General features: G+C 43.9%; 23 protein-coding genes and 1 tRNA gene. 17 read left to right on the forward strand and 7 right to left on the reverse strand.

Features of this window, described 5'->3' with window-relative positions; genetic code table 11:
• Window positions 1-72: 72 nt before the first annotated feature.
• The 3 genes from IFO66_RS10395 (at window position 73) to IFO66_RS10405 (ending at window position 5,168) form a co-directional block, all read left to right on the forward strand.
• Window positions 73-1,419 (forward strand): metallophosphoesterase family protein, encoded by a 1,347-nt coding sequence (locus tag IFO66_RS10395; protein WP_225445654.1) that lies wholly within the window; start codon window positions 73-75, stop codon window positions 1,417-1,419.
• The gene (locus tag IFO66_RS10400; protein WP_192025063.1) at window positions 1,416-4,736 is read left to right on the forward strand and encodes an AAA family ATPase; all 3,321 of its coding nucleotides are present in this window, start codon (window positions 1,416-1,418) and stop codon (window positions 4,734-4,736) included. Before IFO66_RS10395 ends, IFO66_RS10400 begins: the two co-directional genes overlap by 4 nt.
• 204 nt (window positions 4,737-4,940) lie before the next feature.
• On the forward strand, window positions 4,941-5,168 hold the full coding sequence (locus IFO66_RS10405) for a transcriptional repressor (protein ID WP_192025064.1): 228 nt from the start codon (window positions 4,941-4,943) through the stop codon (window positions 5,166-5,168).
• A 131-nt stretch (window positions 5,169-5,299) separates the two neighbouring features.
• Here IFO66_RS10405 and IFO66_RS10410 read toward each other — a convergent pair whose 3' ends face one another.
• Together IFO66_RS10410 and IFO66_RS10415 are read right to left on the reverse strand one after the other, a co-directional pair.
• The gene (locus IFO66_RS10410) at window positions 5,300-6,424 is read right to left on the reverse strand and encodes a YkvI family membrane protein (RefSeq protein WP_225445655.1); all 1,125 of its coding nucleotides are present in this window, start codon (window positions 6,422-6,424) and stop codon (window positions 5,300-5,302) included.
• A 280-nt stretch (window positions 6,425-6,704) separates the two neighbouring features.
• Entirely contained in the window at window positions 6,705-7,292 is a 588-nt protein-coding gene (locus tag IFO66_RS10415; RefSeq protein WP_192025065.1) for a DNA uptake lipoprotein, read from the reverse strand.
• Between the two features lie 229 nt (window positions 7,293-7,521).
• On the opposite strand from IFO66_RS10415, the gene IFO66_RS10420 reads away from it, so the two are divergent.
• From IFO66_RS10420 to IFO66_RS10455, 8 genes are all read left to right on the forward strand, one after another.
• Complete coding sequence (locus tag IFO66_RS10420; RefSeq protein WP_028596259.1) at window positions 7,522-7,848, forward strand: hypothetical protein; 327 nt, start codon at window positions 7,522-7,524, stop codon at window positions 7,846-7,848.
• A 131-nt stretch (window positions 7,849-7,979) separates the two neighbouring features.
• A complete protein-coding gene (locus IFO66_RS10425) occupies window positions 7,980-8,207 on the forward strand; it encodes a hypothetical protein (RefSeq protein ID WP_192025066.1) in 228 nt (75 codons plus the stop codon).
• Window positions 8,208-8,355: 148 nt separating this feature from the next.
• Window positions 8,356-8,769 (forward strand): TFIIB-type zinc ribbon-containing protein, encoded by a 414-nt coding sequence (locus IFO66_RS10430; protein WP_192025067.1) that lies wholly within the window; start codon window positions 8,356-8,358, stop codon window positions 8,767-8,769.
• Window positions 8,770-8,855: 86 nt separating this feature from the next.
• Window positions 8,856-9,200, forward strand: a complete 345-nt coding sequence (locus IFO66_RS10435; RefSeq protein WP_192025068.1) for a carboxymuconolactone decarboxylase family protein — start codon at window positions 8,856-8,858, stop codon at window positions 9,198-9,200.
• A gap of 189 nt (window positions 9,201-9,389) precedes the next feature.
• Window positions 9,390-9,476 (forward strand) — tRNA-Leu (locus IFO66_RS10440).
• 173 nt (window positions 9,477-9,649) lie between these two features.
• On the forward strand, window positions 9,650-10,690 hold the full coding sequence (locus IFO66_RS10445) for a CAP domain-containing protein (RefSeq protein WP_192025069.1): 1,041 nt from the start codon (window positions 9,650-9,652) through the stop codon (window positions 10,688-10,690).
• 237 nt (window positions 10,691-10,927) lie between these two features.
• Window positions 10,928-11,569 (forward strand): hypothetical protein, encoded by a 642-nt coding sequence (locus IFO66_RS10450; RefSeq protein WP_192025070.1) that lies wholly within the window; start codon window positions 10,928-10,930, stop codon window positions 11,567-11,569.
• 329 nt (window positions 11,570-11,898) lie between these two features.
• Window positions 11,899-13,506 carry an S-layer homology domain-containing protein gene (locus tag IFO66_RS10455; protein ID WP_192025071.1) on the forward strand — a complete coding sequence of 536 codons (1,608 nt, stop codon included), beginning with the start codon at window positions 11,899-11,901 and terminating at the stop codon, window positions 13,504-13,506.
• A 95-nt stretch (window positions 13,507-13,601) separates the two neighbouring features.
• Here IFO66_RS10455 and IFO66_RS10460 read toward each other — a convergent pair whose 3' ends face one another.
• Entirely contained in the window at window positions 13,602-13,859 is a 258-nt protein-coding gene (locus IFO66_RS10460) for a hypothetical protein (protein ID WP_192025072.1), read from the reverse strand.
• A 201-nt stretch (window positions 13,860-14,060) separates the two neighbouring features.
• On the opposite strand from IFO66_RS10460, the gene IFO66_RS10465 reads away from it, so the two are divergent.
• Entirely contained in the window at window positions 14,061-14,924 is an 864-nt protein-coding gene (locus tag IFO66_RS10465; RefSeq protein ID WP_192025073.1) for a divergent polysaccharide deacetylase family protein, read from the forward strand.
• Here the strand turns inward: IFO66_RS10465 and IFO66_RS10470 are convergent.
• Window positions 14,903-15,676 (reverse strand): N-acetylmuramoyl-L-alanine amidase family protein, encoded by a 774-nt coding sequence (locus IFO66_RS10470; RefSeq protein WP_225445657.1) that lies wholly within the window; start codon window positions 15,674-15,676, stop codon window positions 14,903-14,905. The two genes, IFO66_RS10465 and IFO66_RS10470, sit on opposite strands and share 22 nt — an antisense overlap.
• Window positions 15,677-15,850: 174 nt before the next feature.
• On the opposite strand from IFO66_RS10470, the gene IFO66_RS10475 reads away from it, so the two are divergent.
• On the forward strand, window positions 15,851-16,117 hold the full coding sequence (locus IFO66_RS10475) for a YqzE family protein (protein ID WP_192025074.1): 267 nt from the start codon (window positions 15,851-15,853) through the stop codon (window positions 16,115-16,117).
• 100 nt (window positions 16,118-16,217) lie between these two features.
• On the opposite strand, the gene IFO66_RS10480 is transcribed toward IFO66_RS10475, so the two are convergent.
• From IFO66_RS10480 to IFO66_RS10490, 3 genes are all read right to left on the reverse strand, one after another.
• Entirely contained in the window at window positions 16,218-17,354 is a 1,137-nt protein-coding gene (locus IFO66_RS10480; RefSeq protein ID WP_192025075.1) for a hypothetical protein, read from the reverse strand.
• Window positions 17,355-17,675: 321 nt separating this feature from the next.
• The gene (locus tag IFO66_RS10485; RefSeq protein WP_192025076.1) at window positions 17,676-18,815 is read right to left on the reverse strand and encodes a YqhG family protein; all 1,140 of its coding nucleotides are present in this window, start codon (window positions 18,813-18,815) and stop codon (window positions 17,676-17,678) included.
• Window positions 18,816-18,821: 6 nt separating this feature from the next.
• Complete coding sequence (locus IFO66_RS10490) at window positions 18,822-20,606, reverse strand: DEAD/DEAH box helicase (protein ID WP_420488660.1); 1,785 nt, start codon at window positions 20,604-20,606, stop codon at window positions 18,822-18,824.
• A 201-nt stretch (window positions 20,607-20,807) separates the two neighbouring features.
• Between IFO66_RS10490 and IFO66_RS10495 the strand changes: the two genes are divergently transcribed.
• The 4 genes from IFO66_RS10495 (at window position 20,808) to IFO66_RS10510 (ending at window position 24,284) form a co-directional block, all read left to right on the forward strand.
• Window positions 20,808-21,236, forward strand: coding sequence for an EamA family transporter (locus IFO66_RS10495; protein WP_192025078.1), 429 nt, complete (start codon window positions 20,808-20,810; stop codon window positions 21,234-21,236).
• Between the two features lie 12 nt (window positions 21,237-21,248).
• On the forward strand, window positions 21,249-22,253 hold the full coding sequence (locus IFO66_RS10500; RefSeq protein WP_192025079.1) for an ATP-binding cassette domain-containing protein: 1,005 nt from the start codon (window positions 21,249-21,251) through the stop codon (window positions 22,251-22,253).
• A complete protein-coding gene (locus tag IFO66_RS10505; RefSeq protein ID WP_192025080.1) occupies window positions 22,238-22,954 on the forward strand; it encodes a hypothetical protein in 717 nt (238 codons plus the stop codon). The genes IFO66_RS10500 and IFO66_RS10505 overlap by 16 nt, the downstream gene beginning before the upstream one ends.
• 205 nt (window positions 22,955-23,159) lie before the next feature.
• Window positions 23,160-24,284 carry a hypothetical protein gene (locus IFO66_RS10510; RefSeq protein ID WP_192025081.1) on the forward strand — a complete coding sequence of 375 codons (1,125 nt, stop codon included), beginning with the start codon at window positions 23,160-23,162 and terminating at the stop codon, window positions 24,282-24,284.
• Window positions 24,285-24,436 lie beyond the last annotated feature (152 nt).

A 24,436-nucleotide genomic window follows, 5' to 3' on the forward strand; every position in this document is an offset into this window, starting at 1 on the left:
AGCCGGTGCATAGCGATGCATCGGCTTATTCGGTATACTAGAGAGAAAGTATGTTCGTAAGGAGGGCTGCCGATGAGCAGAATGCTGCGATTTATCCATGCGGCAGATCTTCATCTTGATAGTCCACTTCGTGGGCTGCAATCACTGCCAGATGTGCTGCAGGAACGATTAGAGCAAGGGGTGTTCCGAGCGTGGGACCGACTTGTCGATTTGGCGATCCAAGCAGAAGCGGATGCGATTCTACTAAGTGGAGATTTGCATGACAGTACACATCGTTCGTTAAGAGCAGTATGGCGATTAGAGAGAGGAATGAAACGGTTATCTGACAAAGGGATATCCGTGTTTATTATACATGGTAATCACGATCCATTGACGACAGAGGATTTTTGGTCATGGCCATCTGGGGTAACGGTATTTGGCACAGATAAGCCATCCTCTCATTTGATACATGATCGGTCTGGTAAGCCTGTAGCTGTCGTAACAGGTATGTCTTACGGTCAGAAGGCGGTCTATGACAATATTGCTCTACAATACCCTGAACAGCCAGAGCGTCATGTGAAGGAGTATCGATTGCAAGTTGATAGTGTGGTCAACGGAGACTCGATGTCATCAGAGCGTTTGTATCGTATTGGTATGCTTCATGGAACGGTTGATGGACGTGCTGAACATGATCCATATGCTCCGTGTTCACGAGGGGATTTAATTCGAAAAGGTTATGACTATTGGGCGCTAGGACATATCCACAAGCGGGAAGTCATACAGGAACAACCCTATATCGTATATGCGGGTAATATTCAGGGCAGGCACATAAAAGAAACAGGTGCGAAAGGTGTTTATGTGGTAGACGTGCAAGCGGATGGAGCTACTGAACTTGTTTTTCACCCTTTGGATGATGTTCGATGGTGTGATGAAAGCTTGTCTTTGCAAACAATTGAGACGAGGCAGGAGCTGTTAGAGGCCATGTTTGCTTGTATAGAGGGATTGCGTGGATCAGAGCGTTTGAGCTGTGCTCGACTGACCTTGACAGGTTCTTCGCCATTACATACAGAGCTCAAGCGTGGGAGATTGGCAATAGAGCTGGAAGAGGCGTGGAGAGAGGCGGAGCGGCTACGTTTAGAAGAGGGTCTTGATGCAGTGTGGCCGATTCAGCTTCGTGTACATAGTCAAGCTGTCTTTGAGCTGGATGAATGGAGGGAATCGGAATCTTTTGCAGGTGAGCTCATTCGAATGACAGACCAAGTACATGAATCTGATGAGGCGGTCGAAGAGCTTCTACAGGAAGCTTTGATAGCTTTAGGTGGGAATGCTAAGCTGCAGCAGTGGTTGGGAAGTCAGTCCATAGAAATCCGGCGTAAATGGTTAGAGGAAGGATTAGCATTGGCGGTCGAAATGCTGCAAGGAGAGGAGCAGACAACATGAAGATCGAACGTGTCGATATAGAGAGGCTCGGTCATTTGCACAATAAGTCCTACTCCTTCTCGCCTAATGGATTGACGGTTATTTTGGGTCCAAATGAGTCAGGTAAAAGTACGATAACAGATGCGATAAAAATGATGCTTTACGGTAGGCCCAAACGATCCTCGGATCGATATGGTTTATCAGGTGAGCAAGTGTTTGCAGGTCGAATGGAAGCGACAGATGTGCAAGGTCATAGATGGCTGCTCTCACGATCCAGCAACAAGGCCGATGGGAGTACTGCCATTCAAAGGCTCAGCAATGATGGAGCCATACATGAACTGCGCCAATCGGACATGGAACGGGAACTGTTAGGCGGCGTGCATCCTGAATTATTCGGTCGACTTTTCGCCATTTCGCTCGATGAGCTGCATGCAGTACATACGCTGCAAGGCGATGAATTGCGCGCATTTATGTATGACAGCGGCTTTCAGGCGGGGCGTTCGGTTGTATTAAGCGAGCAGGCTTTGCAGCAGGAGTTAGATAATTTGTTCAAGCAGCGGGGGCGTACACAGCCGATCGCAGTTACTTTGAATCATTTAGATCGTGTACATAAGATGAAGCGAGATGCGGAGCGATTGCAAGGGAAGCTGCAATCGTTGTATGAGGAGCAGGAACAATTGGAACGGCTGCGTTCTGCACTGCATGATGAAAGTGCGCAGTGCAGGCAGGATCGAGGATGGATGGAACGTGCTCTTCATATTTCGGATGACTGGGTCCGCTTACTTTCAATAAAGGCTCAACTCGCTGACTTGCAATCTTCCGCATCATGGCATGCGGCTTGGGATGAGCGCTGGGAGGCATTCACTCGTGAACGTGAGCGATTGGAGCTCCGAGAAGAGCAGCTGGAATTGGACAAGCGGAAAATAGTACTGGAGTTAAGAAAGCTGTCTCCACGCAAAGAAGTATTGCAGTCTGCTGCTGAAGTGAAGCGATTGGTCAGTATGGTCGAAACGGTTAGGCATTGGGCCGATACTGCACGTGAAGTAATGCTTGAGATAGATAGCTGTACAGCGGAATTGCAGTTGTTAGCACGACAAGCTGGACCAGATTGGACAGCAGAGCAGCTCTATGAGGGCGATTGGCCTTACTCATTGGGACATGAAGTTGAACGTATACATCTGGAAACTGAGCGAGTTAATAGAGACAAACATACAGCTTCGCAAGAACATGCTCGAAAGATGCGGGAATACAGTGAGCTGACCAATGGGTTGGAACAAGCGGAGTTAACTTGTGAAGCGCATAGGTCAGCGGGAGTAATAAATAGCGGGTGGTCACCTGAAGCTAACGAGATAGAGCGTATACAGCGCCTGTGGGTTCAATTGCAGGACACAGAAGTCCGGCTGCTGCGTCGTTCAAATTCGATGGTGCCCATGAACGCTGGACAAGATGAAGCAGTGCCGGATGATGGAAGCCTATCTCATCGAGGTAGTAGAGCTGCTCGTAATAGCCGCATTAGCCCTAGCACGGGCCGGTCGTCGAATCGTATTACAGCCTATATTTTAATGTCGATGGGTATTTGTACAGCAGCTGTATTAGGATTTAACGAATTATGGTTAGCAGCGGGTATGCTGTTTATTATAGGTATCATTGGAGCTTCTATTTCTTTGTTTGTGCTAGAAGACAGCAAGCATGATCATTCTGTGCGTGCGTCTATGCAAACTATGAATAGTGTCCAAACAGAGCTTCCACACGCAGAACTTATGCAGCAAATTGCTGCGATAAGAGAAGAGATTGTAAAGGGTTTGAAACCTATTCTAGCCATTGTGTCCTCCCAACATCAAGGGGAACGGAAAGAAATGATCGTTCAATTATCATGGCAAAAGGTATTGGACTGGAAAGAAGAATGGCTGCGATTGGAGCGGAGACGACAGTTGTCGGCAGATGAGGTTGAACAAGCAGAACGTCGTATTCGCATATCTGCTCAAGAAGTAGAGGCTGCTATTGGACATGTCGAGTTGAATCAACAAGAATGGCAAAGCTGGCTTCAAGAGCGTGCGATGCCAGAATCTTGGAGTTCGACAAGTGTACAGGAGCATTTGCGTCGTGTGGAACAAGCTATCCAGCTTCATCAGCAGATACAGAGGCTGCGTAAACGGGAGCATCGATTATGGGAACAAGTTCAATCTTATTGGGATGAATGTTATCGCATTATGCAGCAAGCTGAGCAAGCATTACAGTCGTCAGGTGATGAGTGTGCAGCGAGTATAGAAGATGTGGATATCATTGGCGGCATGAAGCTCGCTCCTGCTTTGCCATTTGACAGTAAGCGATGGATTGAATTAAGGGAGGTACTATTTTCTTCAATCGCTCGTTTGCAAGAACGGATGGAGCAGGAAGAACAGTCTTATGTTATGTTCCGTCAGCTTGAACAGCAACGTCGTGAGCTTGATCTGAAACAGGAAGAGCTACAAGCAGAGCGCAATCAATCATCCCGATTACATCAACAATTATGGGAAGAAGCAGGGAGCGCGGGGGAAGACGAGTTTCTTGCGCTTCAACGTCAAGCGGTAGCATATAAGCAATTACGTACAGAATTGCGCCAAGTCGAGGCCATTTGCTATCGTGGCAGTACTGAAGCAGATTTCATTCCGATAGAAGGGCTTCTAATCAAGCATGATAAGCAGGAGCTTGCTCAGAAAGTGAGTATGCTTCTAGAGCAAGTGGAGCGTCATGAGGAACAGCAGCGTGAAGTAGAGCGCCAATTTGGCAGAGTTCAGCAAGAGATCGATAGTTTACGGCAGCGTATTATGAACGAGCATATTGTTCAAGAACAAGCTTCTTTAGAAGCGAAGCTAGATGCACAGGCTGAACGATATGCTGTACATGCCATTGCGAAAACGCTAATAAGGCGCACACGACAGCGTTATGAAGAGGACAAGCAGCCACTTGTATTTCAACGTGCGAGTCAGTATTTACAGCGTATGACTGAAGGGCGATATGTGAGAGTGCTGACGCCGTTTGGTAGTGATTCTATTGCTGTGGAGCGTATGGATGGGAAATTGTTCGATAGTTTGCAATTGAGCAGAGGAACAGCGGAGCAGGTCTATTTGGCAATGCGCTTTGCGTTGGCTGATGGGATGTCTGAACGCACGTCACTTCCATTTGTGTGGGATGACATATTTGTGAATTTCGACGAAGCTCGACTTCGTGCGACGCTGGCTTGTTTGCCGGAACTGCTAGTTCGTCATCAAGTCATTTGGACCACTTGTCATCCACATATGGTGGATGTGCTGTTGGACATTGTGCCAGACGCTCGTGTGTTGAACGTGAGCGAATAAATAGAATATGGATTTGAAATGAGGACAAGTCTATTAAAAGAATAGGCTTGTCCTTTAGCTTTATTTTTAAATTAGAATTATTATTGATAAGTTGGATGGGGTGTGTTATATTGAAACAAGAATAATATGATAATAATTATCATCTAATAATAAATATGAGTATTAGATTCAAAATTAAGGTTAACAATGATTGGAGGAATTCCATTGACGAATAGGCAACGTATCGTATTTTCATTGCTAAAGCGTACATGGTCGCCAACAACGGCAATAGATCTTTATACGACGCTTCATAAGGAGAATTGCAATGTTTCACTATCTACTATTTATTTGAGCCTGAAACTATTCGTAAAAGAAGGTTGGGTAGAGGAAATAAATGGTGAAGGTTCATCGAAATATTACGTGGTTAATGAAGAAATGTTGATTGGGGCATGACGTTTTAAGATAATGACTAGAACGCTGTTCGTATTAAGAAAGACCAGTCGTGGGGGAGTATGCTAGCGAAATGGGATATACACATACAGTAAGCCTGTCGGGAATGCATCCTGACAGGCTTTTAAATTAGGTTAGTGTCGTTTAAACGGATTGAATTTGGAACGATGAAGTAGTGTAAAAGTGCTGGACCCTCGCATTAAGTCAGCAGGAGGTGCCTGTGGTATCGTTTCCGGCTTAATTCGGATGAGTAAATACATCCAAAGTATACTAAACGTGCCGAATAAGGGGTATAGAAACGCTACCAGTGGTTTGAATCCGAACTGACTCATTATGAAGCAGAATAACATTAGTCCTGCGATAACGAGCTTAGGAGGTAGCTTGAACCGCTGGCGAATTTGTAAGGAAACACCGTATACATCCGCGAGGAAGGTCGTGAATATTTCTGAGAAAATCAGCACGATATAGACGATCTGAATAAACATGCTGAGTCCATCTGCAATATGGCCCATCGGAATATCATATTGAGTAATGCCTGGCATATGGGCAGATAGGGCGAAATGTCCAGCAAACAGCATACCACCTATCATAATGCCTCCGATCCATCCTCCCCAGCGAATGACTTTTTCATCTCTCATGGAAGCACCTAATGGTACGAGAACGGCCTGAGCCATAGCCAAATTAAATGCGCTGTACAGAATGGGGGCTGACCATGCTGCGTAGAGAGGCTTGTCACTGATTAACATAAATGCATTTGAGGTACTTGGCATCTCAATTGTATCCCATAAAATAAAAGCAGTAAAAATAAGCATGGTCGGTACGACGATTGAGTTTAAGTGCAAAATCGCATTCATTCCCCGATTCAGCACGAAGTAGGCAGCGATCATCGTAAGGAGCAATCCCGTCTGGTAGTGCATATTTAGATGTTCCACGAAAATAGATCCGGCACCAGCGAGCATAACCCCATTAACGCTTATAAGCACGATTAACGTAAACATGCTAATATGCTTTCCGGTTCGTTCGCCAAACAAAGCGATATTAACATCTTCGTAGGATTGAGCCTGAAGACGATTAGCGATGAGCATAAGCTTCGTACCAAGCCAAACGAATAGGATGCTTGCTATTAATATCGTGATCATAGCTAATCTGCCATAGGACGTAAAGAACTGGACGATTTCCTGCCCTGTTGCAAACCCAGCACCAACTACGGTTCCGATGTATGTGAACGAGATTTGCATAATTCGAAGTAATGACTTCATAGTGGGGTAACCTCCTTGAGCGAAGTTGTACTTGTCCGAAGTAAGCTCATGATAAGATGTATGCCAAAAAGTAGTTGGACATGACTTGAAAAGGGACAAGAACAGCTAATTTGGCTTGTGTAAGATGAGGGCGGAGTAATTAAGGAGGGAGAAGTGATTGAAAAACATCGCAAAAAACCCTATCGAAGAGATGTAGAGGTTCGATAGGGTTCTGGGTTCCTTATGGGATGAATGTATTAACATCTTAGAAAGTACGGAATAAGATGAGTTACTTGAATGATTAAGCTGGATGGGAAAATAATTTAACGGATTGAATAATCTGTGTCTTCGGGTCGAGATCCAATCGTAATAAGGCATCGTCTCCTGTATAACTCCATACGTATCCTGTATTTCGATCAGGTTTGCCAAGCACTTTCTCGGCATTGCCTTGATGGTCTCCTACTTTTAGTCCTTCAATACCAGTCGATTGCCCTGTACCGGAAACTTCAACGAAAGCGATATTCCCGTTCTCCATGCATCCGACAGTATATCCATCATATTCCCATATTTCAATCTTAGGTGTGTCATCCATAATAAATTGTGATTGTGGCTGTCCCAATTGTTTGGTGATTTCTTTCTCCGTGGAGGTTAAAGATAATCCTAAAAGCTTAGGTGAATTGCGATCGAACGCGTCACCTTCTTGCTGCTTGTCCTTGGGAGCTGTGGTGGATGTAACTTTATTAGATTGAGACGAAGGGTTATTTGAATGGTTGTCCACTTCTTGTCTATGTGTGCTTTCTTGTTCAACTCGACATCCAGCTAGTATGCTGATGATGAGCGAGAAAGTCATGAGAACAAGAACGGTACGACGCCACTTTCGCATCATCATGTTTGCCTCCCTTAACCGCCACGCGACGGATCTATCCTATATTACCCTATATCGAAGAGTAGAATCAAATATAGGCTAAATAATGTGTCGTACATTGCCGGTGATAAACTATATATCGTTTTAGACGCATAAATCTCCATTTTGTTGCAGAAGAATAGCAATTGTTTACTTTTCTCATTGCGTATTGTTGGCATATAATAATAAGTAAGCAGGAGAGGGGGCTGAGCAAATGGTGCAGGAAACAACCGTTCCATTTATGCAGGGTAAAGTGTCAGAGGCTAAGGTGCATTTCGAACGTGCATTAGATTGCAAACACACAGAATTCGATGATCTGTATCCTTATATGATAGAGCATCCCCAGTTTTTTTGGTACAAACGATACGTGGCATGGTCAGAGCTTCTGACAGTGGTAAAGTTGTGCCAGGAGCTAGATGTACCTTGGAGACAATTGTTCAGTGTACAGCAGGCAGAATACGTAGATAAACGAGTAATGTCAGCAAAAGTACTGGATTACTGGTTTGAGAAGAATGATACACGTGAACATGTCGGACATTAATAGCTAGAGCATGTTTAGGAGGCCTGTGGAGCAGCGTGTTAGGTGCTTGACAGGCCTTTAAGCATATAGATTCGATGAAAGTGGCAAGACAATCAATTAAATGGCAAGTGAGAAGAAGGAGTATTTTTAAAATGGATGAGTTGACGTTAGATCAGTATCGCAACGAGGGGACTTTTGTCCGTGTTGTAAGAGATTTTTTAGAGACAAATGATGTAAAAGGTTATGTGGTTGCTTGGGACGACGAAACGGTGATGATTCGTAGGCGGAATAGACGCGTTGTGAAGTTAAAGCGGAGTTATTTCATCCAACGGATGGATGAGCCAAGACAACTTCCGCCTGGTTTGCTGGAAGATATTTGATCTATTGATATTCATGTATTCGATGGAGATTTTATTCGCAGTGTAACAGGCGCAGTGGCTGAGTGAGTCTTGTGAGACTATTTTAGATTGTGGTAAATTAAGGTTGTATTATTGCGATGGTTGTATCTACCTTTAAGGAGGCGCATCTATGAAATGTCCTGTATGTTCTGATGTTCGTATGCGTGAAGTGGAGAAAGAAGGTATTCTAATTGATATATGTCCAGATTGTAAAGGGGTATGGCTGGATCGAGGCGAGCTGGAGAAATTGATGAGCGGTGTGCGAGAGTTTCGTGATGAGTACAATTCATACGTTCAAAATTATCCTCCCAACTATCAGCAGCAGCCTACTGGCGGCTATACACAGCCAAATGCGTCGTACAATAACGGGAATGTCCCTATTCCGCCAAATCAATATAATCAACAGCCAAGTAAATATGATTCGCATAAATATGGACAACAAGGCTATGGTCAGCATTCGTATGGACATTCCAATCACTATGGACATAAGAAGCACAAAAAGTCCAAGACTGTGTTCGATGTGTTGGGGGATCTATTTGAGTGATCAGGCATAATAGCACGTGTGTACGGACAAGCTAAGGCGTGCCCTTTGGGGTCACCTTAGCTTATTTTTGTAGGAGTAGATGCTAATTGTCTAATGGAAATAGTAAAGTCACACTGTATAAAAATGAAATATCCCACCTAGAAGGCGTATTGCCTGATATCGTGCATGCTTATCATGCTTTCACAGGAGCATGCTTTCAGGATGGGGCATTAGATCAGAAAACGAAGGAGCTTATTGCATTAGGAATCAGTCTATTTGCCAATAATGAAGTTTGTACGCAGTATCATGTTCGTGAAGCTCGGCATAAAGGCGCTTCAGAGGCAGAGATATTGGAAGCGGTTGCGGTTGCAGCTGCTCTTGGCGGCGGTCACGCGTTATCGCAAGGAGTGACAAGGGTACAAGAAGCCTTACGGGGTGCGGAAAAGGAATAGCTGTGAGCACGGAACTTGTCCATTCATTAGGGCAAGTTTTTTGATTTGAGCGATGATATGGAAAACTTCTACAAGATCGTGTGTGTTTAATTGACTTCATATATTATGCATGCTATATTAGTATTTGTATTTATGTTCCAATAAGATATATGAATCTACTTTGTGTAATGATAGAGTTTATCCTAATTTGCAGTTATGGCGGAATTGGCAGACGCGCTAGATTCAGGTTCTAGTGCCCGCAAGGGCGTGGAGGTTCGAGTCCTCTTAACTGCACCATACATACACCTTTTGACCCTCTTGCTCAGCAAGGGGTTTTTTTGTTATTAATACATGAATATAAATAAATAGGAACACATTCTCATGACAACTTTGTAATAACCACGTATAGTAGAACTAATAACTGAGAGAGATTGTATAGTAACTTGCATGCAATCAGAGGAGGTACAACTATGAAGCAACAACACCAATCAAAGCATGAGCGCTTTAAAAATAAAGTAGCAGCTGTACTTGCATTTGCATTGTTATCTGGTACAGGTATGCTGTACGGCATGCCAGGGATGAATATCGTAGAAGCGGCAGCTATACCAGTTAGCATTCCTGTTGTGAACCAAAGTGCCAATCAAGCTGTAAGCAAGACAATTGCCCGCGAAATAACGATGCAGGGCATTTCGATTGGAATGACAGAAGCACAGCTTGTGAAGAAATTGGGGCAGCCAGTACGTAAGGATGCGAGTGAATATGGCTTCAAATGGTACATATACAACAAAGATTACAAAAAATATTTGCAAGTTGGCGTCAGTAACGGAAAAGTAGTCGCGCTTTACAGTAATTCTACAGGTTGGACATCCAAGAAAGGAATCAAGGTTGGCACGTCTCGTACTCAAGTAGAGAAGCTATACGGCAAGCCGATCAAAGAAATCAAAAAAGGAAATACGATTTATCGATATAATAAGGTACCTAACTCCGCTATCTATGCAGTGGATAATACGTACACTACTGTCTTTTATGATAAACATCGTAAAAATATCGTCACGGCTGTTCAAGTCATAGATAAACAAACAGAGTTGGCATTCAAAAGCTTCCACGGGAAGCCAAGCAAAGAATTGCAGCAAAGCTTTGAACGTCAGTTGTTAGACTTGGCTAATGCTTCTCGGGCACAAATGGGCAAGAAGCCATTTAAGGCGGACACTGAAATTGCCAGTACAGCGCGTAAGCATAGTCAAGATATGAGTAAGCGTTCTTTCTTCGACCATGATAATCCCGATGGTAAATCTCCATTTGATCGCATGGACGATGATAATATCTCGTATTCTTCAGCTGCAGAGAACATTGCTGCGGGTCAGACGAGTGCTATTATTGCTCATGAAGGATGGCTCAATTCATCGGGACATCGTAAAAATATTCTCGGGGATTTCGCGCGCTTAGGTGTTGGAGTAGCGTTTGGCGGTGAGATGGAAGTGTATTATACGCAAAACTTCTATACGCCATAGTTGGTATCATATTGGATGAAGTCAAATTTAAAGGAGGAGTCCTCATCAAGAGGGCTCCTTTTTACTGTTTGTATTTTACGGAATTCTAACACGACGCGACTTATTTTTGGATCAGCTGCTGCAGTAGTGCAAGAAATATGCGTACATATTAGTATATTTATGTTTAAATGATACTATGAACTGAAGTGATATTTACAACATGGTAAGAATTATAAGTTGAAGGAGCTCATCAGAGATATGAGAACAAAAAAGGTTCTACTCAGTCTAATTTGTATTTCTTTATTTTTAGTTGGATGTGTATCGCAAAATGAATTTGATCAAGTTCAGAATGAAAAGAAAAGTACAGAAGAAAAATTGATTACGGTAGAAAAAGAATTAGAATCAGAGCGTAAAAAAGTTGAAAGTCAGACGAGTGAATTGACTCAAGTTAGTAATGAGAATAAGCAATTGAAAGAGAAGTTGGCTCTTTATCGTAGTGAAAGTAATCCAAGTATGAATACAAATAATCACAACACTACTGTCGAAGAGGAATATATTAATAATTTGCTACAAATATCTGATTTTAAAGCGGTACATATGGATTCATGGCTTGATGGGAAAGTTCCAGGGGTTGTTTTTAAAATTAAGAATAAAGGAAAGAAGACGCTATCTGAAATCGAAGTTACAGTTTATTTCACAGATGGAAAAGGAAATAATATTGCTGAAGAAAAATATTATCCAGTATTGGATTCAGGTATAGGCGACTTCAAAGAATTAAAACCAAATTATACATTTCAATTGGAAAATGATCGATTCTATTCAGCGAAACTTGTACCAAAAGAATGGAAATCTGGAAATGCTAACATAAGCATCACAGGCATTAAATTCAAAGAAGAATAGTTATATTTGCTTAGTTTGTACTATCTCAAGCACGAATACCCTTGTGGAGAATTGAATCCGCAAGGGTATTTTTAATCTTCCTAAGTTATCAACATAAAAATCATGTAAGAAAAAGTGATCAAGTATACTAGAATCTATCACCCAGATCTATTTTTATAAATTACCAAAAATATTACAGTAAAATAAGAAAATGGCTCAACCTCAACGCCCCCAACGATTTGAATCCTGTTACTTCTGTAAACATAATTATATTCCAATATTTATAGCTTGTTCCTAAACTCTATCAGATGCATGATCTCAAGGTAAGATTTTAGGAGGTTATCATTTTTATGCAAGTAAAACCCTACATAAAGCGATGTATGGCAGGTCTACTGTTACTCACTTTAACACTCACCATGTTTCCTCTCTCTGCATTAGCCGGAAAATATTCGATGTCTTATATTTACTTCGGTAAGCCAAGTAAATATGTCCAAGCCGTGGATCAGACTCAAGATAGTCTGGATATGATCTCGCCAAGTTATTTTGATCTGAACAAAGATGGTTCTTTGTTGTTGAGCCCTGCGCTTGATCCTTCATTTATTACAGAAATGCACCGACGCGGCATAAAGGTTATTCCTTTTCTGAGCAATCATTGGGATCGTGAAGTTGGGAAACAAGCGATGCGCAATAAGGACAAGCTTGTGAAGCAAATTGCGGAAGCCGTGAAGAAATACAATTTGGACGGTGTTAATGTCGACATTGAAAATTTAACTACGGCAGAGCGTGACGTTCATACCGAGTTTGTGCGCATGCTCAAAAAGGCGCTGCCAGCTGACAAGGAAGTGTCCGTTGCGGTAGCAGCCAATCCACATGGGTGGAAGACGGGCTGGCATGGCTCGTATGACTATAAGGCACTCGCTGATGCCTGTGACTACTTGATTATGATGACATATGACCAAAGCTATCGTGGTGGCCCTGCTGGTCCTGTAGCTAGTTTGTCATTTGTGGAGAAATCTATTCAAGAAGGTTTGAAAGATATACCGAAACATAAATTAATTATGGGTATTCCTACATTCGGTCGTTACTGGAATGAGGATGGAAGCATCAAAGGAGATGCGATTCAGCACAGCCGTATTGATTCACTTGTGAAGCAATATGGTGGTCAATTCAGTTACGATAATAAATCTGAGTCAGCAAAGGCCACCTTTACGATAAAAAAAGGGGATCCGCTGCCGACCATTCACGATAAAAAGCTGACACCTGGTAATTATACCGTCTGGTACGATAACAATCGGTCGATTAAAGCGAAGTTAGGTCTTGTTAGTAAGTATGATCTCAAAGGTGCTGGTGTATGGAGCTTGAATGAGGATTCGGGTGATCTTTGGAACAATTATCGTTCATGGCTGAATGGAGTGCCTTATTTGGATACGGTAGGTCACTGGGCAGAGCAATCGATTTCGATGCTGCAGGATAAAGGTTGGATGACAGGACTGAAACCGAATTATTTTGCTCCTAATGCAGCGCTAACACGTGCGCAGGCTGCTTCTATTCTTGTTCGAGCTAATGGCTTAAACGGGAATCCGACACCAAGTGGAGGCAAGCAGCGGTACTGGGATGTACCGGTTCAACATTGGGCTGCAGAGGCGATTCATATCGCTTCTGCGGCTGGTCTTGTATCAGGGATGCCTGATGGAAGCTTTGCTCCGAATCGGGCAGTCACAAGGGAAGAAATAGCGGTTATGATTAACAGGTTGGTCAAGCAATCGCCTTCTTCGAAGACTACGAGACCAGCAATTGAATCGTTCAAAGATGTAACACCATCACGGTGGTCTTATAAAGCTATTATGGAGTTAACGAATAAAGGTATTGTTAGTGGATATAAGGACGGGACTTTTCGTCCTGTTCAACAAGTGACTCGGGCAGAGATGGCTTCGATGCTCTATATTGCATTTAAGTAACAAGTGACGAATAGCAAACCGAATAGGTTGTAGAAAGAAAGAACCCCTTATACGCTCATCTTATTGAAAATGAGGTGAGCGTATAAGGGGTCATATTATTTCCAGTCTTTCTCTTCGACTTGACCGTCGATTTCTTCTACGAAACGATCGAAGCATTTGCAGTAGAAGTCTTTACGGCAGATTGGGCATGGAATTGAAAGTAAACGAGTAATGCTCTTAATGCCGTCACCACGAATTAAGCGCAATTGTGTTGCATCTTGCAAAGTTACGATAAGCTGAACTAGCTCGGAGTCATTGTTCTTTGTTTGTGTCGATAGTACAACTGATTTCACAAGCGGTTGATACGTCGTCATGATAGTTTTCACCTGCATTTCAATTTTTGCGTACTATTCATCTTAGGTTATGAAGACAAGCCTTGTCAATGGAATCAAAGTGGAATTTCTAGCATGATATGCGATTTTTGAGCGCATATTATAACAAAATGGGTATTGTTGATTTTTTTTATACAATCCATTGTAGCAACTCCACTTGAAGTCAGGAGGCTTAAGGAATAAATGGTTGACAACTGTTATAAGCGAAAAACTTGTTCCAAGCGATCGGTGATTTTCATTTTTCTGAGTATGTTTGTAATGACACTTTTATTCGTCGTTAATGGGAAAGGAGCTGCGATAGCTGCTTCATCCAATCCTTCTGGAGCAGGACAGATATCTAAGACGACAATTGCTATCGTCATCGATGACTTTGGTAATAACATGAAGGGTACGGATGAGATGCTGAACCTTCCTGTTCCAATTACAGTTGCCGTAATGCCTTTCCTGCAAACTTCGGCTAAAGATGCAGAGAAGGCGTATCAGAAGGGCCATGATGTAATTGTACATATGCCGATGGAGCCGAAGTCTGGCAAGGCAAGCTGGCTTGGCCCAGGCGCGATCTTGGCTAATATGACTGACACAGAAATTGAGAAGCGTGTTCGCGAAGCGATTGCCGCTGTGCCGCATGCTGTAGGCATGAACAATCATATGGGTTCTAAAGTTACTGCCGACAAGCGAATTATGCGCATCGTGCTCACTGTTTGTAAAGAGAAAGGTCTTTATTTCCTAGACAGCCGAACTAATTTCCGCTCTATTGTTGGAGAAGTCGGACAAGAGGTTGGGGTAAAAGTACTAAACAACCATCTGTTCTTTGACCAACAATATACGGTGGCTCATATTAGTAAACAATGGAGTAAGCTCATGGAAATGTCCCAAACTCAGCCCGTTACGATTGCCATTGGGCATGTTGGTGTTATTGGGCCTAAGACAGCCTCTGTATTAAGAGATTCTATTCCGAGTGCGACACAGCAAGTTCGTTTCGTCCGTGTTTCTGACTTAGTAGAGGAACAGCGTACAGTGCCATCTCAAGAGAAAGTAGCGAAATAATGTATGATTGCATGGCACATCTGTTCGGCTACTACAGACTGTTTTGAAGAATGGGTGAGCATCGCGCGATCTGCATCATTGCTGATAAAGCCCATCTCTACGATAACAGCAGGCTGCTGCATTTTCCGCAGTAAATAAAAGGTCGGGCCAATTTGACAGTCATGGCGAGTGTTGAACGATGGATTCATATTTTGCTGAATAAGATGCGCGAGCAGTGAGCTGCGACCTTCTTCGGAATGAAGCACGATAGGGCCACGAGTTCGACTATTCTTACTCCAGTTCACGTGTAAACTTACAAACATGGATACGGGCAGTTCTTTAGCAAGTTGGCGTCGTTGTGCTAAGTCTTTACGATGGCGAGAGCGAGTCGCTGACCAACGATTATCATCACTTAGTGCGTAATCGCCCGTTCTGTTTAATACAGCGGGAATCCCTTTACTGCGTAGAAGCAAGTATAATTTGCGAGCAATAGCTAAGTTAATATCCTTTTCCAGTACATTTCCGTGTACGGTACCGCCATCAATTCCACCGTGACCCGCATCAATAAGAATTGCGCCAGGATGGAATATATGCTTTGTATTCGGATTTAGGCTTAGGTTGTTCTCGGGACGAGCATGATGTTCGACATTCTCCATTTGTTCAGACTCATCGCTTGGAATAAGATAAGTAGCTTGAACTGGCAAGCTGCTGGAGCAAATGGTGAATACGAGCAGCAGCATCGCTCCGATGAATAAAGTTCGTTTCATGGACATCACAAGTAACCTCATTTCCTCCATCATTCCTATTTTGTAGGCTGTCACGAATGAAGGGAATGCATCCTATGTGATCGTTGCCAGTGCTGCAATCGATTCCTTTGTTTAGATTAATGGAGTCATGAGCACACTATTGACAAAGCAAAAATTGCATACAATCCGAGGTGAGATCTGATGGCGAAAAAAGAAGATCTATTAAAATACATCACGAAGCAAGTTGTTACGTACGTAGATACCCCGCAAACAGAGCGTCAAGAGCGTCGTAATGAGGTACGTCAGCGTCCACGAGAGCATTGGATGGTACGCTGGTTTGGTCTTGTACCATTTAGCATTAGCATGTGGGCGGAGCATGTAAAGGGAAGTAAAGCAGAACAGCCAACGAAAGTACAAGGCCGCTCGATCAGCACCATGTTTACGAAATGGATGAAACGAACATCGTAGAAATCATTGTCGATTGGCAACGATGACTGCGATGAACAGGAAAAAGGCGTTCCACTGAATAGTGGTGCGCCTTTTGTATGATTCAATATTTCATCAATACTTATTCTGTAATAAATTCTTCTTCATTCGAAGTAATATATCCATGCTCCAGCAAAATGTCCTCGGCAAGCCATCGCTTTGAAGGAGAATCTGTTCCTGCCATAATCCAGTAGCGTTGATTAGGGGGAACAGATAGTGTGGAAGAAGGAGCTGGGGTAGCGATGGCATTTGTATGCGTTATTTCTCCACTCTGCTCCGTAGCTGCCGTCCATTGCTGTTTGCCAATGACTGCGTAAGGGATGTTCCATGCTTTTTTGCTTTGTTCTTTACGAATGACATAAATCCAGTTCTGGGATGAAGTTGCAGGGTTCCAACTTTGTATTCGATTAATGGCTCTCTCACCACGAAGCTGAGTATTACTTGCCATCCATAAAATATTGTCATAAGGGTCAAAAGCCTGCCCTTGTATGCTGGCATGAGCTTGCAAAGCGTTTATTGGATATACAGATTTATGGGATGAATCTAAGGCCGTCCCCGTCCTTTTTGAAAAGCCCGAATGTTGGCTGTTGATTGAACTTGTGCGCATCGTGCTGCCTGTACGAATGGGGACACGCTTCTTTGTTTTGTTAATTTTGTTACTTGTCGACACGGTCGTAATTTTCGTTTGTTCGGTCAGCCTTTTGTCCAACTGCTGCATCCACGCTTGAGGAAGTAGTTCCCCCGTAATTGCATCAATCCATTTTGTTGAGGAAGAGGATTTTATTTTCCATGCCGCAATTAACGGAGTGTAGTATACCGGTTCGATAGCTGTGACGGATTGCTGCTGGATACCATGCTGTGTTAATGCCTGTTTCAGTGCAAGATGATCATATGGTAGATCGGGTCCTTCACCATACTCGGTCAATTGGTAACCGCCTTGTTCGGTAGCATGAAAAATAAGATAGCCTATCGGCATGTTGTCATGATTCAGTACACGGACGAGCCATCCGTGTGTTCCAGCGCCTAACGGCTGGATATCAGTTGCAACTTGCGTCCATGAAGTAAAAGGGGCGTGCTGCGCCAATTGCGTGATTGTCGTTTGAACAGTCTGCTTCAGTGAAGTTTCAATGGTAGCTGTGTTAGTAGCCGAAATAGCGTTAGAAGAGACAGCGGCATTGGCAACGGTTGGCGTAATTGTACAAGACAATACGGTCATCATGATAACTATCATCCATAATTGTTGTTTGCGCGTCGTGCTTGTCCACTTTAAGCTGAAAAACATGGGTTGCACCTCACTTTTCCATGATCGCTGATAGTATAGCTTTACCCCAACTGACAATTTTTAAGCCGAGTGTCGAGTAAAGATATGCATTGATGCATAGAATCTCATAGCTATTATTGTAAAAATAAATAGACAAAAAGGCTGTCGGTTTAGCACATGCTCTGCTTCCGACAGCCGTTCTAATTTTGACGCAGTGTGGCGTATAGACGGATGAGGCGTAAATTAACGTCAAACTGATCTTCAAATGATGTCGTACGCTCATGTCATTACTTTGTTGGAACGTAAATAAACAATCGCAGCATTGATGATCGACATTTCAATCCGAGGTTGAAACTGCCATTCGATTTCGTTACGGCGCATTTCATATTGCTCTTCTAGCGTTCGTTGATTCGGCTCATTATCCGTCGTTTCTTGATCGGTTTCATCTGACGGCTCTTCAGTGACCTCGATGGTTAAAATAATGGATTGAGAAGCTTGGTCTGCTTTTGCTTCTATTTCTGATTCTGTTACGGATACCGTTACTTCATTTGCTGTTGCCTTGGCTTTGTTTTCTGCTTCTTCCTTTAACAGAGGCTCATAATAAGCAGCCAAACGATCCCATTCATCTTCTAGTCGCTCACTAGCTTCCACAGCCCATGTTTCGTCACTGTTACGCACATGTTCTGTCAGGAGATGTTCGATCTGCTGAACCGCCTGATCCAAGCTGTAACGCCAAGCCATCGTATGGACCTGTGCAGGAAGCTTCGGTGTAAGTTCGCATTGCATCATTTTATTCATAAAATTCGTATGCAAAGCCCCGCTAATGAGCGAGAACCCGATGGAATGGACTTCTTCACGTTTCAAATCACAAGCGAATTCCAGCTTTATATTAAGCATGATCCATGGCTCATAGGCAACAGAATGGCGTCCGCGAGCGAACTGAATTTCCGATCCACTGTCTAAGCTCTCGTACAAGGAAACGAAGCGCCCGCTTTCTTTAGCAACGTCCATAATTTGAGCCAACCGTCTTGAGCCAAAGTCCACATTTTCTCTTGGGATGCGGTCTGGGCCACGAGCACCACCATTGAAACCAGGCGCCACACCAAATGTACGCTGTATAGCCGCTTCTCCAGCTGCAACGGGGTTCGCAGGCACTGATGGTGCAGTTACATAGCTAATAGGAGCTCGATACGGATCGGGTGGCATATTAGCAGGATCGAAGACAAAGGTGTATCTCATCGTCTCTGCTTCGGTTCCTGTTCGATCAATAAAGCCCCAGTAATAAGGGCGATTCGTCAATAAACGATCTGCTTGCTCAGATAGTTTCACAGTCACGTAAACAGGCGTTTTCTCCATAATGCTGCAAGACATCGCATCAAGGTAGCGCATGACATAAGATGAGATTTGATCAGTATTCATACGCTTTTATGCCTCCGCTTCCGTGCCATATTGGTTCAAAAAGGATTGTACAGCTGCTCTTCGTTCATCTTGTATTTGTATCGTCTTATCCGTGTGCACTTCGTCGCGAATCGAGTTGAGTGATTGTCCTAATGAATGAACTTCACGGTCAATATCCTCTTTTGAATTGGCTTCCAGTAAAATACGGGAAAGATTACGTTCAAAGCTTCCTTGCTCCTCGAAACGTTCCAGTATCATATCGAGCCTGCCGATGACCATCTCAAACATATTAATTTTCTCATGCAGCAGGTTGAGGATATGCTCTTCGATCGTTCCTTGTGTGGAAAGGTTATAAATCTTCACATCATTCGTCTGCCCCAGACGATGTACGCGTCCGATCCGCTGTTCCACACGCATGGGATTCCAAGGCAAATCAAAGTTGATCATATGGTGGCAAAATTGAAGGTTAATGCCTTCACCACCTGCTTCTGTAGCTATCATCACTTGTGCGCGGCCGCGGAATAGATCCATCATCCAGTCTTTCTTGCCTCGGTTCATACCACCGCGATACGGTACGGCCAGCAAACCGTGATTACTGAAATATTGCATCAAATATTCTTGCGTAGCCCGATACTCAGTAAAGATGATAACTTTCTCATTCATTTCTCGAATTAGGTTCATCGCCGTTTCGGCTTTTGTATTTTCCTTGATGCCTTTGATTAAATCTACGAGCTCCCATATCTTACTTCGGATTGGAGAGTCTTCTGCGAGCTTCTTGGACAGGTTGACTAAGGTTAAAAAGACAGCATCACGGCTGGAGCATACTTCACGCTGCAAGGTGATCATGGAGAACATGCTACCAAGGTCTCCACCATTGGATTGATACTGTTCACGGACGAAGGTGGTAACCCCGTCATACAGTGCTTGTTCCTCTGCTGAAAGGGTAAGTGGGATGTTTTTGACGATCCGCTTCGTAAAATGAACACCGCCTTCGCCGCGACGGTTGCGAATCATGACTTTGGATAGTTCCTGCTGCAGACCGCCTTCATTTTTCGGAAGACGCTTATCTGCCACATAATTCGCACTATACTCGCCCTGACGGCCCAGTTGACCAGGCTTCAACAGTGTAATCAGGTTATACAGCTCATTCATGTCATTTTGCACAGGGGTCGCGGTTAGCAGCAGGCAGAATTTTTTGCGCAATTGTACAATGAACTGGTAGTTCGTTGTTTTACGGTTTTTTAATTTATGGGCTTCATCAATAATAATCATGTCGTACTCTTGATCCATCAAAATGGAACGATGCGGTTCACGTTTCGCGGTATCCATAGATGCGACGACGACTTCGGATTGCCAATGATACGGTTTCTTCTGTGCAACGGCTGAGATACCAAACTTATGATTTAGCTCGCGAACCCATTGCAGAACGAGTGAAGCGGGCACAAGGATCAACGTCTTTTTCACCAAATTGCGAACCATATATTCTTTCAGTATGAGTCCAGCTTCTATCGTTTTGCCTAGACCTACTTCATCCGCAAGTATGGCACGGCCTCGCATTTCATGCAGCACTTTACGGGCTGTGTCTAGCTGATGGGGAAGAGGTTCTACACTTGTTAGGTGCGTAAGGCATTGCAGCTCATCGAAACTCTTTACTAATCGTGCTTGCTCGGCTTCATAGGCTAGCTGGAACAGCGTCCAATCGTCCCAAGGACCGTTGTGATCGATACGTGTGCGGAACGATTCCAACCAACTGCGGTCGATACGAAGCGGAACACGCTCTTCCGCGTGCTGCGGTTGCAAATCTTCATTCACGTGATGCACCTCCTTGTAGGAATGTGTTGGAACAGGTAGATGTAGTATGAACGATTTGAGTAGGTTTCATAACTAAGTTTCATAACTAAAAAAGCTATTTACTTGCTTGTTACTTCTGGATTGTGTCCATTACCTATATGGTTTAGGGTGGGGTATAATAGATGAATCAGCATATTTTGGGAATGAAAAGAGGAAGCTTGCATGAGTATGTGGTTGGTGTTTGCTCTCTTGTCCGCTGTTTCTGCTGCGTTAGTGGCCATCTTTGGTAAGATTGGCTTACAAGGGATAGACCCGAACGTAGCCACGACAATACGTGCTGTCATTATGGCGCTGTTTATGATCGCGGTTATTGTCGTGCAAGGTAAATGGCAGCTGGTAGGTGAGGCGCTTGAGAATCGAAAAGCATTGCTGTATATCGGGTTAAGCGGTGTTGCAGGAGCGGCTTCGTGGCTGTTCTATTTCATTGCTTTGAAATACGGAAAAGTAACGCAAGTGGCGCCGATCGATAAGCTGAGCGTCGTCTTTTCGATCATTTTGGCGATGATTATTCTTGGTGAAACGTTGAATTGGATGTCTGGGATTGGCGTCGTGCTTATTACGGTAGGTGTACTGTTTATTGCATTCAGCTAAGGGGGAACCGCGGTGCTAACGATTGAACGAGTACATAAGCGTTATGATGTATCACATGTATTGAAAGGGATTTCGATGGAGGTGCCACGGGGGCAGTCGATTTTATTTCGCGGGGAGAACGGTTCTGGTAAAAGTACATTGCTGCGTATGATCTGCGGGCTCTTGAGACCAACTTCTGGACGTGTACGGTGGATGGATGGGTTGGAAAAGGAAGACCAGCGGACGATCGGCTATGTGCCTGAACGATTTCCTCAGTTGAATATGAGTCCGTATGAATATTTGATGGCGATGGGTCGTATTCAACGGATGTCTGATCGCGACATTCAGGGTAGGATGGACGAGCTTCTGGGGCTGTTCCGGATGGAGCCGTATCGCGATCAGCGCATGAATGGCTTTTCGAAAGGGATGTTGCAAAAGGTCAATCTCGTTCAAGCGATGCTGTTGCGTAAGCCCGACCTGCTAGTATTGGACGAGCCTTTATCCGGATTGGACATGGATGCACAGCGGAAGCTGCAGCAGCTGCTTATGGAATTGCATAGCGAAGGAACGGCGTTGATGATGGTTTGTCATGAATCTGATCTGCTGGATAGTGCGGCTGAGCGTATCATTACGCTGGAACGAGGTTTGATTGTAGGAGATGAGCTAGTAACGGTGAGTGAGAGCGTGTGTGGTACCGAGCGGATTGAGTCAGTTGAGCGGAAGGAGAAATTACTGCGTATGGAGTCAGCATGTGCTCGTATTGTGTGTTGTCGGGTGGGTGAGGAACTGCGTCGTTTGCTGGATGCTCATGAAGGTGTTGTTATGTTGGAGTCTTATGAGGAAGGGGAAGAGTGTGAAACACATTGCAAAACGCATTATATTTCCATAGAGGTACTTACGTCAGCTAGCGATGGTGTACTGCGATTGATCTTGGAAGGCGCTGGTTCAGTCATGTCTGTGCAGCAAATTAGCGCTGATAGTGCTAGGAGTACTGGAATTATGGAAAATGAGGAGGATGAATTATGCGCCTCTCATTAATTCGCTATTTTCTACTATCTTTCAGTCGTACGAATCGTTATGTAGCTCCATTGATGCTGTATGTGCTAACCTTTACTTTGTTCTATTCGCAGAAGCCTAATCCGATTATCGGCAGCTATGCCGCGACAGCGGTCATCTTTTTATTTATAGCGGGTTGGTTTAGTTACGCATTCCATGAATCGCACGATCGTGTGCAGGAGCAGTTGGCGTTATTACATACGAACAAGATGTCTACTTATTTTTTGAGCAAATGGGGAGCTTTGGCGTTAATGCTAGCGTGCCTTGCTTTACTAACTGTGTTGTACCCAATTGCAATCGGCGCTTTCGCTGATTCGGTTAGTTTTCAAATGGGACCATTAGCATTTTTGATTCATTTAGAAGTTGGGCTGATCGCCAGCGGTGTCGCGCAGCTGTTCCAATCCCGATTTGTTTCCAGTAAAGGAATGGCGGTAAGTGGGATTATTATCGTCTTCGCGTTATCGCTGTCTCAAAATAAGTTGGCTGAAGTACTGCCAGATATGCTGCACGTGCTACTATGGCTGCTTCCGCCGGTGAAGCAGACGGTTGAGGTAATCGTGCATAGTGCAGAGCTTCCGATACAGGAGATGTTGTGGACCAAAGCTGTTACGTTGGGCTATGTTGCGATTTTGCTCTTTATTTATGTGATGCGGATGAAGCGAACGGATATGCATTGTAAATAGGGTGTATCAGTAGCGTTAATCTTGATTTCACTTTGTTTAGTTATGTACAGTTTAGTTAAGAAAGATGATGTGTAATGGTATAATAAATGACATGGCTAGTGATAGATGGGCAACAGCGGCGTAATATTAATTTCGGAGATTTTGAAGGGCTGCTGTCAATTGTGTCGTCTTATCGATATATAATGACAAGATGGGGTGTCGAAAGATGAATGGAATTTTGAAAATATTCGGCCGATCGCTGTGGAGCATGTGCTTAGTGCTTCTCGTTCTGCTCGGAGTGGAAGGTATTCGCCTCGCCGTGAACACGACGTTAGTCGCAAATGGCGCGATGAATCAGATAGAAGTATCGCATGGAAATATCATTATGGCATTGCTCGTAGTCATGCCAATACTCGTTCCGTTGGTTGTGTACCGTAAATCGAAACGTGAAAATATATCGTCGAGTGCTTACTACGTTGGTGCGATACTATCTTACGTCGTGGCGGCAGCTGCCATGTCGGTGCTAAATATCGCATGGTACCAAGTAGAGCAGACGATGTTATCGAAACAGATTCAATATTTGAACTTTATTGATGTGTTTGGTTGGAGCCAGTTTGATAACTTCGGTATGTTTATGTACCAAGGTGCGGCATTTTTGCTAATTATGGCTTGCTTACATTTGCTCTTCTCCGTTCATGGGAAGCTGGGCTTTGCGATTTGGTTCGCGGCTATTGCCAGCTTGTCTGTCGGTTTGTCCGTCCATATGCTGCGTGAAAAGATTGCGAACGGTTTGACGTACTTACTGTTCAATGATACATGGATGGAAGTTAGTGTCATGATGGCTATTGCTGCGGGTGTGTTAGCAGCTGTAAGTTATCTCTTTATTGTCACGAAGAACAGGAAGAAAACAGCTGTAGAAGGAAACCCAGCGGAATCCAATAATGGCCCAGAAGGGGCGCAAGCTAACGGTTATGGTAATCCGGCGCAGCGTTTCGGTTTTGGAGATATGCAAGCTCGTGATGGTGCGTTCGTGCCAAACGGAGCAGGGACGGGTGCAGGATTTGCAGCAGGTGCTGGAGTAGGCGCAGTTGGTGCTTCGGTAACTACTGGAGCGCACCGTAAAACGGATTATTCTTGGGATGTAGCTGACTATAAGGAAGAGTTGGAATCGATTAAATCTTTCGAGCCTGCGGGAATGGAATACAGTTCTGAACCGAACAGCTCGTCGAGCGAATCATCGAAAGGTTCCTATAGTTCGTCTTACGGCTCGTCCAATAGTTCTAGCAGTGTGAAATATCCTGATCCACCAGTATACCCGCCAGAGCCGAGCATTCCAGATGGGCGGGAATAACATACAATAATAGAATTAAGAAAGCATTGGGGGCTGTCCCAAAAGTCATCTTTAGATGGTTGAGGGATACGCCCTTCTTCATATTGTAAAACAAAAAGAAACCGTTTCTTGGTAAAATGGAAGTGCGACCAACCATTTACAAAAGGAGCGGT

This window comes from Paenibacillus arenosi, assembly GCF_014841135.1.
Classification (GTDB): Bacteria; Bacillota; Bacilli; order Paenibacillales; family Paenibacillaceae; genus Paenibacillus_B; species Paenibacillus_B arenosi.

Excerpts from the sequence above, each read along its gene's own strand:
- IFO66_RS10415 (WP_192025065.1), bottom strand. The coding sequence starts at position 7,292 with ATGATGATGCGAAAGTGGCGTCGTACCGTTCTTGTTCTCATGACTTTC.
- IFO66_RS10450 (WP_192025070.1), top strand. The coding sequence starts at position 10,928 with ATGAGAACAAAAAAGGTTCTACTCAGTCTAATTTGTATTTCTTTATTT.
- IFO66_RS10485 (WP_192025076.1), bottom strand. The coding sequence starts at position 18,815 with ATGAATACTGATCAAATCTCATCTTATGTCATGCGCTACCTTGATGCG.
- IFO66_RS10475 (WP_192025074.1), top strand. The coding sequence starts at position 15,851 with ATGGCGAAAAAAGAAGATCTATTAAAATACATCACGAAGCAAGTTGTT.
- IFO66_RS10495 (WP_192025078.1), top strand. The coding sequence starts at position 20,808 with ATGAGTATGTGGTTGGTGTTTGCTCTCTTGTCCGCTGTTTCTGCTGCG.
- IFO66_RS10400 (WP_192025063.1), top strand. The coding sequence starts at position 1,416 with ATGAAGATCGAACGTGTCGATATAGAGAGGCTCGGTCATTTGCACAAT.
- IFO66_RS10455 (WP_192025071.1), top strand. The coding sequence starts at position 11,899 with ATGCAAGTAAAACCCTACATAAAGCGATGTATGGCAGGTCTACTGTTA.
- IFO66_RS10470 (WP_225445657.1), bottom strand. The coding sequence starts at position 15,676 with ATGTCCATGAAACGAACTTTATTCATCGGAGCGATGCTGCTGCTCGTA.
- IFO66_RS10410 (WP_225445655.1), bottom strand. The coding sequence starts at position 6,424 with ATGAAGTCATTACTTCGAATTATGCAAATCTCGTTCACATACATCGGA.
- IFO66_RS10395 (WP_225445654.1), top strand. The coding sequence starts at position 73 with ATGAGCAGAATGCTGCGATTTATCCATGCGGCAGATCTTCATCTTGAT.
- IFO66_RS10460 (WP_192025072.1), bottom strand. The coding sequence starts at position 13,859 with ATGACGACGTATCAACCGCTTGTGAAATCAGTTGTACTATCGACACAA.
- IFO66_RS10425 (WP_192025066.1), top strand. The coding sequence starts at position 7,980 with ATGGATGAGTTGACGTTAGATCAGTATCGCAACGAGGGGACTTTTGTC.
- IFO66_RS10420 (WP_028596259.1), top strand. The coding sequence starts at position 7,522 with ATGGTGCAGGAAACAACCGTTCCATTTATGCAGGGTAAAGTGTCAGAG.
- IFO66_RS10505 (WP_192025080.1), top strand. The coding sequence starts at position 22,238 with ATGCGCCTCTCATTAATTCGCTATTTTCTACTATCTTTCAGTCGTACG.
- IFO66_RS10430 (WP_192025067.1), top strand. The coding sequence starts at position 8,356 with ATGAAATGTCCTGTATGTTCTGATGTTCGTATGCGTGAAGTGGAGAAA.
- IFO66_RS10480 (WP_192025075.1), bottom strand. The coding sequence starts at position 17,354 with ATGATGACCGTATTGTCTTGTACAATTACGCCAACCGTTGCCAATGCC.
- IFO66_RS10445 (WP_192025069.1), top strand. The coding sequence starts at position 9,650 with ATGAAGCAACAACACCAATCAAAGCATGAGCGCTTTAAAAATAAAGTA.
- IFO66_RS10510 (WP_192025081.1), top strand. The coding sequence starts at position 23,160 with ATGAATGGAATTTTGAAAATATTCGGCCGATCGCTGTGGAGCATGTGC.
- IFO66_RS10465 (WP_192025073.1), top strand. The coding sequence starts at position 14,061 with ATGGTTGACAACTGTTATAAGCGAAAAACTTGTTCCAAGCGATCGGTG.